General features: G+C 54.5%; 10 protein-coding genes and 1 other RNA gene. 4 read left to right on the top strand and 7 right to left on the bottom strand.

What is annotated here, in order from left to right:
* Window positions 1-24 precede the first annotated feature (24 nt).
* Window positions 25-198 carry a hypothetical protein gene (locus tag NST37_RS08735; RefSeq protein WP_170208318.1) on the top strand — a complete coding sequence of 58 codons (174 nt, stop codon included), beginning with the start codon at window positions 25-27 and terminating at the stop codon, window positions 196-198.
* A gap of 41 nt (window positions 199-239) precedes the next feature.
* Here NST37_RS08735 and NST37_RS08730 read toward each other — a convergent pair whose 3' ends face one another.
* The 7 genes from NST37_RS08730 to NST37_RS08700 all read right to left on the bottom strand — a co-directional run bounded on the left by NST37_RS08730 (window position 240) and on the right by NST37_RS08700 (window position 8,044).
* Window positions 240-1,577 (bottom strand): AAA family ATPase, encoded by a 1,338-nt coding sequence (locus NST37_RS08730; RefSeq protein WP_024983959.1) that lies wholly within the window; start codon window positions 1,575-1,577, stop codon window positions 240-242.
* Window positions 1,578-1,583: 6 nt separating this feature from the next.
* Window positions 1,584-2,339 (bottom strand): tRNA threonylcarbamoyladenosine dehydratase, encoded by a 756-nt coding sequence (locus NST37_RS08725; RefSeq protein ID WP_003387554.1) that lies wholly within the window; start codon window positions 2,337-2,339, stop codon window positions 1,584-1,586.
* 119 nt (window positions 2,340-2,458) lie between these two features.
* A non-coding RNA gene (ssrS, locus tag NST37_RS08720) (6S RNA) lies at window positions 2,459-2,641 on the bottom strand.
* A 50-nt stretch (window positions 2,642-2,691) separates the two neighbouring features.
* A complete protein-coding gene (gene aspS, locus NST37_RS08715; RefSeq protein ID WP_031932378.1) occupies window positions 2,692-4,476 on the bottom strand; it encodes an aspartate--tRNA ligase in 1,785 nt (594 codons plus the stop codon).
* Between the two features lie 42 nt (window positions 4,477-4,518).
* Window positions 4,519-5,790, bottom strand: coding sequence for a histidine--tRNA ligase (gene hisS, locus NST37_RS08710; RefSeq protein WP_003387557.1), 1,272 nt, complete (start codon window positions 5,788-5,790; stop codon window positions 4,519-4,521).
* Window positions 5,791-6,249: 459 nt separating this feature from the next.
* On the bottom strand, window positions 6,250-7,785 hold the full coding sequence (locus tag NST37_RS08705) for a coproporphyrinogen III oxidase (protein WP_024983960.1): 1,536 nt from the start codon (window positions 7,783-7,785) through the stop codon (window positions 6,250-6,252).
* Window positions 7,786-7,870: 85 nt separating this feature from the next.
* Complete coding sequence (locus NST37_RS08700) at window positions 7,871-8,044, bottom strand: hypothetical protein (RefSeq protein WP_003387560.1); 174 nt, start codon at window positions 8,042-8,044, stop codon at window positions 7,871-7,873.
* Between the two features lie 280 nt (window positions 8,045-8,324).
* On the opposite strand from NST37_RS08700, the gene NST37_RS08695 reads away from it, so the two are divergent.
* From NST37_RS08695 to NST37_RS08685, 3 genes are all read left to right on the top strand, one after another.
* Window positions 8,325-10,223: an SH3 domain-containing protein gene (locus NST37_RS08695; protein ID WP_327955736.1), complete on the top strand. Its 1,899-nt coding sequence runs from the start codon at window positions 8,325-8,327 to the stop codon at window positions 10,221-10,223.
* A gap of 142 nt (window positions 10,224-10,365) precedes the next feature.
* Window positions 10,366-11,157, top strand: a complete 792-nt coding sequence (locus NST37_RS08690; protein ID WP_122958164.1) for a TetR family transcriptional regulator — start codon at window positions 10,366-10,368, stop codon at window positions 11,155-11,157.
* A gap of 111 nt (window positions 11,158-11,268) precedes the next feature.
* Window positions 11,269-12,255: an alpha/beta hydrolase gene (locus NST37_RS08685; protein ID WP_003387565.1), complete on the top strand. Its 987-nt coding sequence runs from the start codon at window positions 11,269-11,271 to the stop codon at window positions 12,253-12,255.
* Window positions 12,256-12,301 lie beyond the last annotated feature (46 nt).

Below are 12,301 nucleotides of genomic sequence, written 5' to 3'. Positions count from 1 at the left end.
TAGCTTCCAGGGGGTGAATGCACGATGGCAACGAACAAACGCTCGGAGAGAGGGCGCAACCATCCCTCCGACACGCTTTACGACCAGCCGGCCGGTACCATTGCCCACAAAGCTCGTTTTGGCGCCAGCGAACAGAGCAAGCAGCCAAATGAAAACGGCGATCTGCCCAACAAACCGGGCGGAAATGTGCGAACCTAAGCGATGCTCCCCCGTACCTTGGGGGAGTTTTTTATACGATATCAGCTTTGCGAATCGTCTGTTACCTTGTTTCGCTCATTTTGCAGGCGGCCGATTTCCTGTTCGTAGCCGATCGGCTTCGGCCGGTAAAATGCATAGTCCACCCCGTCCGGCAAATATTGCTGCTCAACATAGCCGCCAGGGTAGTTGTGCGGATACAAATATCCTTTTCCATGACCGAGGCGGGAAGCCCCTTTGTATGCGGAGTCGCGCAGATGGATCGGAACCGGCTTGTGGCCGTCTGTCCGAATCGTCTCTAGCGCCTGATTAATCCCGTTGTACGCCGCATTGCTCTTTGGAGCTGTCGCCAGATAGGTCGTCGCTTGGGCCAAAGGAATCCGTCCCTCCGGCATGCCGACCAGCTCCAGCGCCTGGAAGCAGGATACGGCCACGGTAATTGCTTGCGGATCGGCATTTCCGATGTCTTCGGAAGCCGATATAATCAGGCGGCGGGCGATAAACCGCGGGTCTTCCCCAGCGTCGATCATCCGGGCAAGCCAATACAGGGCCGCGTCCGGATCAGAGCCGCGGATGGATTTGATGAAAGCAGAAGCCGTGTCGTAATGGTTGTCACCGCTTTTGTCGTAACGAACAGCACGCCGCTGGATCGACTCCACGGCCACATCGAGCGTGATGACGATGCGTCCGTCCGGTCCGGGAGGCGTTGTCGTTGCAGCCAGCTCCAGCGCGTTGAGCAGTCTGCGCGCATCGCCCTCGGCGTATTGGATCAAGTGATCCCTCGCCTCCGGCTCAACCTCCACATACAGCTCCGCCAAGCCGTTCTCTTCATCTGTCAAAGCCCGCTGTATCACCTGTTCAAGGTGTTCATGCGTCAATGGCTGGAGTTGGAAAATTTGCGACCGCGAAAGCAGTGCCGGATTTACCTCGAAAAACGGATTCTCCGTCGTCGCTCCAATTAGCGTAATGGTGCCCTCCTCCACATACGGAAGCAAGGCATCCTGCTGCGATTTATTGAAGCGATGGATCTCATCCACGAACAGCGTTGTCCGCTGGCCGCCCATAACCAGCCGTTCCTTCGCCTCGTCGACGACTTTGCGAATGTCAGCCACCCCTGCCGTTACGGCATTCAGCTCGGCAAAATGCGTCCGTGTCGTGCGGGCAATCACCTTGGCCAAGGTCGTTTTGCCTGTTCCCGGCGGCCCGTAAAAAATCAGCGAAGAAACCTGGTCAGCCTCAATCGCCCGGCGCAACAGCTTCCCTTCTCCAAGAATATGTTCCTGGCCGATCACATCGCGGATCGTCTGCGGTCGCATCCGGGCAGCAAGCGGCTTGCTTTGTCCCTTGTCGTTTGCTTCATGGGCAAATGAAAACAGATCCATGTCGCTCTACCCTTTTGCCGGCTGCCAGTCCAACAGATCGCGGACGACAACACTCGCTAGAATAAGTCCTGCTACGGAAGGGACAAATGCATTGCTGGCCGGGGGCTGACGCACTTTGCTGATCGGCGAATTCGGATCGGTTACGATCTGTTCGCGGACATCGGTGCGTATGGTCACCGGGATCTCCTTGGAGTACACCACTTTTACACCCTTGTAAATGCCGCTTTTTCTCAGTTCGCGGCGGATTACCTTGGCAATCGGATCGTAGCTGGTCTGGGAAATATCGGCCACTTCAAACTTTGTCGGGTCCATTTTGTTGGCCGCTCCCATGCTGGAGATGATCGGAATGTTGCGTCGTTTCGCTTCCAGTATCAGGTGCAGCTTGGCCGACATCGTATCCATCGCATCGACGATGTAATCAAGCTCATGGGCAAACAGCTGATCGGCCGTTTCCGCATTGTAAAACATGTTCAGCGTGACAACCTCGCAAGCCGGGTTGATGGCGGCAATCCGCTCTTTCATCAGTTCGGCTTTCTTTTGACCGATCGTATTGAGCGTAGCATGAATTTGGCGATTGATATTGGTAATGTCGACGACGTCCTTGTCCACCAGTACCAGCTTGCCTACGCCGGTGCGGGCCAAAGCTTCGACCGTGAAGGAACCGACACCCCCTACACCGAGTACCGCTACTGTGCTGTTTTTCATTTTTTCCAAACCTTCGGGACCGAAGGCCAATTCGCAACGAGAAAATTGATGAAGCATCCACCGTCAACCTTTCTGATCAAAGCATGACAATTCTTGAGGAACAAATCCAATCCGTTTATCGACTGGAAGGAGCATAAACGATATGCAATCGGAAAAGTAGGAATGTCAGACAAAAAAGGAGCCCCAAAATGCCGTGCTGCTCCTACAGTTTTGAACCTGCTCATCGCAGGTGGGTGTCTTGCCCAACCGTCCCGGACGTCCACTCGATGGAGGCATGTCCTCGCGATTGCGGACGAAAAACTCCCTAAAAAGACTTTGTGGCTCAAAACTATCGGAAGTCACGTACATCGCAGGGCTATTTATCAGTATTACCAATGTATCAAACGCTCATGCGACTGTGCAAGCCCGCTTATTCGGCTTCTTCGTCTTTTACCGTCGTCATGATGTTCAGCTCAGCCAGCTGCTTGTCGTCCACCGGACCTGGCGCATCTACCATCAGATCGCTTGCGCTCGCTGTTTTCGGGAACGCGATCACTTCACGCAGGTTGCTGCGGCCGGCCAGCAGCATGATCAAGCGGTCCAGACCGAGTGCGATCCCGCCGTGAGGAGGCGTACCGAAGTCGAATGCGTCAAGCAGGAAGCCGAACTTTTGTTTTGCTTCTTCTTCGGTCAGGCCGAGTGTACGGAACATTTTTTCCTGTACGTCGCGCTTGTAAATCCGCATCGAACCGCCGCCCAGCTCGTAGCCGTTGAGCACCATGTCGTAGGCCTGCGCCCGGACTTGGCCAGGATCGCTTTCCAACAGGTGCAAATCTTCGTCTTTTGGACGGGTGAACGGATGGTGCAGAGCCAGATAGCGCTGCGATTCCTCATCCCACTCGACCAGCGGGAAGTCGACGACCCAGAGGAAGGCGAACTGGCTGTGGTCGATCAGGCCAAGCTCGGCACCCAGCTTGGAGCGAAGCGCGCCCAAGGCATCGGCCACGACTTTCGGCTTGTCGGCCACAAACAGGAGCAGGTCTCCCTCTTCTACGGCCAGTCGTTCTTTCAGGCTGTTGATTTCTGCTTCGCCAAAGAACTTGGCGATCGGCCCTTTGACTTCGCCGTCCTTGAAGCCCATCCACGCCAGGCCTTTTGCACCGTAGCGGGACGCGAACTTGCCGAGATCATCCGCTTCTTTGCGGGAGTAATGTCCGCAGCCTTTCGCGTTGATCGCCTTTACCTGGCCACCGCCAGAGACGACGCTGGCAAACACTTTGAAATCGCTGGTTGCGACGAGGTCGGACACATCGGTCAGCTCCATGCCGAAGCGTACGTCCGGTTTGTCGGAACCGTAACGGGCCATCGCCTCCGCATACGTCAGACGCGGGAATGGTCTCGGCACGTCTACGCCGATCGTCGTTTTGAATACATGGGCAATCATTTCTTCCATCATCGGCAGCAGCTCTTCCATAGACAGGAACGAGGTCTCGATGTCCACCTGGGTGAATTCAGGCTGGCGGTCCGCACGCAAGTCTTCGTCACGGAAGCAGCGGGCGATCTGGTAGTAGCGCTCCATGCCGGATACCATCAGTAATTGCTTGAACAACTGCGGAGATTGCGGAAGCACGAAGAATTCGCCTGGATGCACGCGGGACGGCACCAGATACTCACGCGCTCCTTCCGGCGTGCTCTTGGTCAGCATCGGTGTTTCTACTTCGACAAAGCCCTTCTCGTCGAGGAAATCGCGGAATGCTTTGGCTGCCTTGCTGCGGAGAATCAGGGAGCGCTGCATTTCCGGTCGGCGAAGGTCCAGGTAACGGTATTTCAGGCGGACCTGCTCATCTACGTCGATGTCATCCTCGATTTGGAACGGAGGCGTTTTGGCGTCGTTCAGGATGATGATTTCGCTCACGATCACTTCGACTTCGCCCGTTTTCAGCTTCGGATTGACAGCCTCCGGTGCGCGCTTGACGACGGTCCCCTTTACAGCCAGCACGTACTCGCTGCGTACTTTGTCTGCCACTTCCCATGCGTTCTTGTTGTGCTCCGGATTAAAAACGATCTGGAGGATACCTGTTCTGTCGCGGAAGTCGATAAAGATAACGCCGCCGAGGTCGCGACGCTTTTGCACCCATCCGTTCAGGATGACTTCCTGTCCTACCTGTTCAAGTCCAACCTCTCCACATTGCACGGTACGATATTGCCAACTCATTTTTGATTTCCTCCACTCATTTTTCTGATGTCGATCTTGTATTTATCCCAAGCGGCTTGCGATGACAGCCGGCAGCTCATCCAGCTTGATCTCCTGCTGCTCCCCAGTGGCCATTTCTTTCAGAACCGCTGTTCCGCTGGCCAGCTCGGACTCGCCAATAATGACGGTAAATCTCGCAGCCAGCCGGTCCGCTTGTTTCAACTGCGCTTTCATCTTGCGGTCGAGATAGTCCAGCTCAGCCGCCACACCTGCGCTGCGCAGACGGTCGACGAGGCGGAAGGCTGCCGACTTCGCATCCGGCGTCTGAATCGCCACGAAGCAGTCGATGCCGACGGACACCGGCAGTTGGACCCCCTGCTTCTCGAGAGCGAGCAGAAGCCGCTCGATACTGAGGGCAAAGCCGATTCCCGGCATGTCGTCGCCGCCGAGCTCTGCCACCAGCCCGTTGTAGCGTCCGCCGCCGCAGAGCGTTTCTACGGCACCGATTTCTGCCATTTTGATCTCGAAGGCAGTCTGGGTGTAGTAGTCGAGACCGCGAACCATGCGCGGGTTTACCGTGTAGGCGATTCCCAGCTCGGTCAGGTACGCTTTGACCGCTTCAAAATGCGCGGCAGACTCATCGCTCAAATACTCCAAAATAGAAGGAGCATCTTTTGTCAGCGTTTTGCAGGTTTCGTTTTTGCAGTCGAGCACACGCAGCGGATTGCGGTCAATCCGGGATTGACAGTCTGGGCAAAGCTGATCGCGCACGCCGTTCAGATGTTCGAGCAGGTGCTTGCGGTGGTTCGCCCGGTCCTCCAGCGTGCCCACGCTGTTGAGCTCGACACTCAGTCCTGTCAGCCCAAGCTCTTGATAGAGCCGCATCGCCAAAGCGATCACTTCCGCGTCAATCGCCGGATCGCTGGAGCCGATCGCTTCCGCTCCGAACTGGACGAACTGCCGGTAGCGTCCAGCTTGCGGGCGCTCGTGGCGGAACATCGGCCCGAGGTAGTACATCTTGACCGGCTGATTGGGCGAGCCGTACAGCTTGTTCTCCACGTAGGAGCGGACTACGCCAGCCGTTCCCTCCGGGCGAAGCGTCAAGGCGTCCTCGCTGCGCGGATTGGAGACGTTGTACATTTCCTTCTCGACGATGTCCGTCGTTTCTCCGACACCGCGCTGGAACAGCTCTGTGCTTTCAAACAGCGGTGTGCGGATCTCGTGATAGTTGAACCGTCTGCACAAGTCGCGCGCTTTGGCCTCGATGTAATGCCACAGTTCAACCGTACCTGGCATAATATCCTGCGTGCCGCGAGGAATTTGAATCTTTGCCATCTGTTAACCCTCCATCTTTGCTTCCTGCCGGAAACTAGTTCAAACCAAAACAAAAAATCTCCCGCCTCTGACATGCCGCTTGATGCAAACATGTCAGGGACGAGAGATCGGTTTTGCTCCCGTGGTGCCACCCTGCTTGGACTCCATTTCTCATACCGGAGCCCCACTTTTCCAGTCGTTAACGCCGACTTACGCCTGCCAGTTACTAAAAAGGGCAAAAAGCCGCTTCGTTCACTGCGGTCTTCGGGGATGTCATTCACCAAGTCGTCATAGGGAAATGCTCTCAGCCGCGGCAATTCCTCTCTGGCTATCCGTTTCCTGGGTACTTGTTCCCGTCATTAGATCGTTGTAAAAAAGGTCCTTTGAAAATCTTAATGCAAATCATAGCAAACGGCGAATCAGGCGTCAACAGGCACCGGATAAAACTTTTTTGACTGCGCCAAATTGACCAGCCGCACCTTACTTGCCTGCTCCGGCCTTTTCCACTGATGCTTGCGTGGACATTCCCCCGTACACCTGGTCGAGATCGCGGAGCTTCTCTTCGGTCAAAGTCCGGTACGTCTCGTTATACGTCTTCGGGTCCTTTGGATTCGGCCACCTGACAAGCTTGCCGCTGCCGGGGGCCATCAGCTTGGAGACGGCTCCGCAGCCGAGTCCGAGGATGGTCTGCGCCTCTTCCATGATCATGATGTTGTAGATGCTCTCCTGTCCTTCGAGAGCGTAGCCGACATTTTCCAGATTGCCCAGGATGTTTTTCTGGCGGTAAAGGTAGTAGGGATGATAGCCTTTTTCCCTCGTCCAACGGGAAGCAAGCTCCATCATCCGGCTCACTTCCTCCCGGCTGGCCACCTGGTAGCGCTCCTTGTTCTGCGTCATTTCGGAGGCCCGCTTGAATGAGAGGGTGTGAACCGTCAAGGAAGTAGGCATCAGCTTTTCTACTTCCCGCAGGCTGTGCTCCCATTCCTTCAGCCCTTCACCCGGCAAACCGATGATCAAATCCATATTGATGTTGGTCAAACCCATTTCCATCGCCAAATGGTATTTCTCAATCGTTTCCTCCACCGTATGATGACGTCCGATCGCCCGCAGCGTTTCCTGGGTGAACGATTGCGGATTGATGCTGATGCGGTCAACCTCCCACCGCTTCATCACGTCCAGCTTTTCACGGGTAATCGTGTCGGGCCTGCCTGCCTCCACTGTCAGCTCGCGTACGCCATCCATATGCGGAAAGGTCCGATGCATCGTCTGAAACAACTGATCCATGTCATCTGCCGTAATGCTCGTCGGCGTCCCTCCGCCAAAATAAATCGAGGTGATCCGCATATCCCGTTCCGTGAGCCATTGGCCCATTCGTTCGATCTCGTAGTGCAGCCCTTCCAGAAAAGGATTCACTGACGCTGTATGGCTGCGGATGGCGTATGCCGGAAAGGTGCAGTACGCACACTTGGTCGGGCAAAACGGAATCCCGATGTATACAGAAAGCTCCCGGTCGATCTGGTAAAAATCAGGAACGACTTTCAACTGCCTGTCGACGATCTCCTGAAGCAAGGAAAGCTTGTGGGGCCGAACCATGTAGTCCTTTTGCAAGCGGCGGTGAACGGCTTCCCGCTCCGCTCCTGACGAAAGCAGGCTATGCATCAGCTTGGTAGGCCGGATGCCGGTGAGCACGCCCCAGCCTTGCTCGATGCCCGTCAGTTCTTCCAGAAGTTGGAGCAAAACATAGCTGACAGCACGCTTGGCGATTTTCCGCTGTTCCTTTTCCTCCAGGACCGTGTACGGACGCTCCACCATCCGCTTTTCATGCCGGTCTCCTGCATGCAATTCTCCTGTGGCACAGACGCCATCTCCACGCTCCTCCAGGGAAAGCCGGATGCGAAGGCTGTCTGAGCCTTTCCATTCCGATACATATACAATTTCCGGGTCTTCATAAAACAAGGCGAGAATCAAACCGATTTCCCGCTCGAATTGATGTCCTTCACACTTCACCTGAATCATGGGTTCACCTGCTTTTCAGTCTGCCCCTTCATCTTATCCGACAAAAAAAGCGTGGTCAACCTGGCGAAAGCACCCGGAATTTCGTTCACCGGCGCAGCTTTCTTCTGAGCTCCTGCACATCTCTGATGCTGATGTGAAACTCCCTGGACATCTCCACGTCGTTCAATGTCGATTCCTTTTCCAGAAAGTCGTGAAAATCGACGGAGAACAACCGTCTGTTTGCCTCTTGCGCAAATGCTTCCTTGTTGGACTGCCTCATCTGCGTGCCTCCTTCTCTCATCCGTGCTGGTTGTATCCTAGTATGGCCCGCAGTGCAAAAAAGCATAAGGGACGCCCGGTCATCACGGAAATGGCTATCGCTGACGATGCTGTTTCCGGTTATGAAGAAAGCAATTTCAACCATAAAAATTTGGTATTTTATAAAGAAGTTTGTCGGAAAAAGCAGGAAAAGAAGAATGAGAGGACGAAAGAGTACTTTTGGTAAATTCCACTAAAATTCGGTACTTCACATCTATAAAACTGGAAAGGGTGTCAAATTCGTGCGTTTTCGTCAACATCTCCTGCGGACACTCCTTGCTGTCGCCTGTGCCGTTACCTTGCCTGTCACTGCCGCCTTTGCAGCTGGAACCATCCAGGTTACGGTCGATAATCTCAACGTTCGTTCCGGTCCCAGCACACAGGATCAGGTAGTCACTACCCTGCCGATCAAAACGGTACTGCCTGTCATCTCTGAAAAGGGCGATTGGATCCATGTGCGTCTGCCAAACGGGAAAACCGGTTGGGTGGCCAATTGGCTGGTCACAAAGTCGGGCACAAGCACAAAACCGGCCCCACAGAGTGGCGCTCAATCAACAGCACCGCAGGTAGAGAGCACTACCGACAATGTAAACGTTCGCTCGGGTCCGGGACAAAACTATTCTGTCGTCCAAAAGATTAATCCCGGCAAAAAATACACGGTTACGCAGCGCAGCGGCGAATGGGTCCAAATTCAGCTGTCTGCAAGCGCCAAGGGCTGGGTCGCAGGTTGGCTCGTTACTGAGCACAATGCCGGAAAGCCAGCCGGTCAGCCGAGCACAACTCCTGCCGGAGGAAATCCGCCTGCGGCGCCAGCCCATTCTGGCGGCTCTGCCGGGGCTGGACAAGCAGGATCACAGGGCAATTCTTTGACGCTTGAATACAATCCGTACATTTACCCGTCACCGGATTTTTCATTGCCCGCCATCGGACAGCTTCATTCCGGGTACACCATTACCGTCACGAAAAAGCAGAATGGCTGGATCCAGTTTCCATACGATGGCATACAGGCGTGGATTCCCGAGGAAGGAACCACCCAGCCTGGCACCGGACAGGCTAACGCAGGCAGCGGAGCAGCCAACCAGAACCAGCAGCCACCTGATGTACAGCCTCCGGCAAACAACGGAAGCACGAATACACAGCAGCCTGCCAAGCAGACAGCAACCGTACAGACCGACGGGTTAAATCTCCGGGCCGAGTCGAGCACAGCCAGCGCTGTCCTCGGTACGCTGAAGGCGGGCAGTACCCTGACGGTGCTGGAGAAAAAAGAAGACTGGTACCGGGTGCAAACGCCGGACGGCAAAATTGGCTGGGTCGCAGGCTGGCTCGTAACTGTCCAACAGCCTGTCATGCCCGCTCCCCCGGGACCGCATGTCACTGTCCTCAACCCGGATACGAATGTCCGTTCTGGCCCTGGAACGAATCACCCCATCCTCAAGCAGATACAGCCGGGTGAAAAATACTCGATCATCAAGCGCGAGGGCGACTGGTTCGAGCTCAAATTCACGGATGGTTCCACAGGCTTTGTAGCCGGCTGGCTGGTATCCGCGACAGGAACGCCGGCAGTTGTAAAAACAAATGCGCTGGTCGGCAAGGTGATCGTTGTCGACCCGGGACATGGCGGCAATGACAACGGCGCTACCGGCTCCAGCTTCTCCACTTTGGAAAAAACCGTGAACCTTCAGGTCGCCCTGCTATTGCGGAATAAATTGGAGGCTGCCGGGGCCAAAGTGATCATGACCCGCAGCGACGATCGGAAGCTGACGCTCCAGCAGCGTGTTGATGTGGCGATTCAGAACAACGCGGACATATTTGTCAGCATCCATCACAACACGCATCCGAATTCAACGACGAACGGAACGATCATTTTCCATTACAACAAAGGGAATTCAAGCAAGCTGGCCTCCCTTGTGCAAGCAGAAGTCGTGAAAGCGACGTCCTACAAAGACTTGCAGTCCCGCTTCGGCAACTACTACGTTCTGAGAGAAAATCCTGTAACCTCGATTTTGGCGGAGATCGGTTTCCTCTCCAACTACAATGAAGAGCTCCGGCTTCGCTCTGAGAAACAGCAGGATTTAGCTGCAGAAGGCCTCTTTAACGGGATTTTGCAGTACTTCTCATCGCAGAGCGTACAAGAAGGATAACCGTCAAACCCTTGTCTTCCAATGTGAAGACAAGGGTTCGTTTATTTTATAGGCTTGACGTTGCATTTTTGGAATCATATACTATTCGCATACTATTTGGTATGTAATCCGCATTATATTTCGTTATACTGAGGTGCAAGCAATGAAATCGAGTCAGCAAATACGGGCAGCGGCTTTACATCTGAGTGAGAAACGTCCTTTCGACAAGATCAGCTTTGCCGATGTGGCGAAAGCTGCAGGCGTACATTGGACGGCAGTACGACGCCATTTCGGCTCCAAGCAGGAAATGAGGAAGTGGCTGGAGGCGCAGCAAGCTGCCAGCGGATCTTCACTTGCGGATACGCGGACGAAAATTTTGGATGCCGCAGCCCGCGTATTCTCCAAGCACGGGTTTTCCGGGACGTCTCTGGACCTGGTAGCAGCAGACGCTGGCATGACCAAGGGCGCTGTATACTGGCACTTCTCAAGTAAAAGCGACTTGTTTGCGGCTCTTTGCGAACACCAGTTAAGCCAACAGTTGAAAGTCCTGCCGCAAACAGGTCGGATGGCGTTTGGCAACGGAAACAGCATAGCCGCAGTGAAGGGTCTGGCAGCTATGTTAGCAGCCCAATTCGAATGCTTCGAGCCGGATTCCCACGCACCCATGCTCTTTTTTGATTTCGTCACTGCTTCCCGTGATCCACTCGTGGCCGATGCGCTTCGTTCCGCCTACGGCCAGATTATTGAGGGGACTGCCGCGATGATAATAGAGTGGCAGAAGGAACAACTGCTTGCTGATGACGTTGACCCGCAAGCAATCGCCATTCTGTTTCAATCATTGATCAACGGTCTGCTTCTCGGGTTGCTTATCGATCCAAAGCGTGTCCAATTGCCTTCGATCACATCACAGCTTGCTCAACTTCTCTGGCAAGGGATTCAGCATAAAGGCAAATAGAAGAAAAACCCGTCCTTGCAAAAAGACGGGATCATTAATGCCATCAACATACCAATCAGTACGTGATTAACACACTAGATAGAATTCATATAAGGAGGTTGGTTTTCATCTATGAGCTTCCATATGAACCTGATGTTTATTCTGACCGCTTTTACTTTTGTTTTACTCTTGCTCCTCTGTTTGTATGTGCACAACCGAAGACTCGACCGCACCACAAGGAAAGCTTTCCCGCCGGCCGGAGAATACGTAGAGGCAGAACATATCCGGCTCCATTTCACCTCAAAAGGAACCGGTCGCCCGATCGTTTTTCTCCATGGAGGCATCTTGTCTTCCCGCGATTTTTCTAACGTTGTCAGCGAAGCGGCTTCCCGCGGGTTCCGGGCGATTGCCTTTGATCGTCCAGGATACGGGTACAGCGAACGGCCAAAGACCGAATGGGCGACCCCCCGCGTACAGGCGCGACTGCTCAAGGAAGCCTTGCGCAAACTGGACGCAAAACAGCCTATTTTGGTCGGGCATTCCTGGAGCGCCTCGCTCGTTCTCGCCTACATGCTGGACTACCCCGGCGAGCTTGCTGGAGCGGTTCTGGTCGCTCCCGGCGCATATGGTGGAAAAGCATATCCCGCTGGAGCGATAGACCTGTTCCTCGGCCGACTGCTGCGCGTACCCTTTTTGGGCAGCCTGGCCGCTCATACAGTACTGCCTCCCCTGGCGAGAAAGCTGACCTCAACCATGCTGCAATCTACGTTCTCGCCGGACAAAGTTCCAGACGGCTATCAGAAAATAGCGAATGCTCTATGGTCTCGTCCAAGTCAATTGCGTGCCAATCGCGAGGATATTCTCGCATTTGCGCAAACTATTCCCGCCATGGAACAGCATTATTCCCGGATACAGACCCCGACAGTCATTGTTTGCGGCGAAAAGGATCCATTTAGGCCCGACCTGCATGCGTACCGGCTCCATCGCGAGATTAGCCATTCGCGCTTGATCGTTTTGCCGGATACCGGACATATGATCCCGGCCTTGAGGCCAGCAGCAGTTGTCGACGCTGTTGAGCTTCTGATCCGCGAAATGGAGGATTCACTCCATGTAAAATAAAAACGGTGTCCGCCATGGTTCCTTTCTGCTACTAGAGGCGGCTAAT

Origin of the sequence: Brevibacillus sp. FSL K6-6036 (assembly GCF_037964015.1) — a bacterium.
In the GTDB taxonomy this organism is placed as follows: Bacteria; Bacillota; Bacilli; order Brevibacillales; family Brevibacillaceae; genus Brevibacillus; species Brevibacillus borstelensis.
The sequence above is the reverse complement of the archived record's forward strand: the minus strand, read 5'-3'. Positions and strand labels throughout refer to the sequence as shown.

Coding starts and splice junctions, on each gene's coding strand:
- aspS (WP_031932378.1), bottom strand. CDS start 4,476: ATGAGTTGGCAATATCGTACCGTGCAATGTGGAGAGGTTGGACTTGAA.
- NST37_RS08705 (WP_024983960.1), bottom strand. CDS start 7,785: ATGATTCAGGTGAAGTGTGAAGGACATCAATTCGAGCGGGAAATCGGT.
- NST37_RS08690 (WP_122958164.1), top strand. CDS start 10,366: ATGAAATCGAGTCAGCAAATACGGGCAGCGGCTTTACATCTGAGTGAG.
- NST37_RS08730 (WP_024983959.1), bottom strand. CDS start 1,577: ATGGATCTGTTTTCATTTGCCCATGAAGCAAACGACAAGGGACAAAGC.
- NST37_RS08735 (WP_170208318.1), top strand. CDS start 25: ATGGCAACGAACAAACGCTCGGAGAGAGGGCGCAACCATCCCTCCGAC.
- NST37_RS08725 (WP_003387554.1), bottom strand. CDS start 2,339: ATGCTTCATCAATTTTCTCGTTGCGAATTGGCCTTCGGTCCCGAAGGT.
- NST37_RS08685 (WP_003387565.1), top strand. CDS start 11,269: ATGAGCTTCCATATGAACCTGATGTTTATTCTGACCGCTTTTACTTTT.
- NST37_RS08700 (WP_003387560.1), bottom strand. CDS start 8,044: ATGAGGCAGTCCAACAAGGAAGCATTTGCGCAAGAGGCAAACAGACGG.
- hisS (WP_003387557.1), bottom strand. CDS start 5,790: ATGGCAAAGATTCAAATTCCTCGCGGCACGCAGGATATTATGCCAGGT.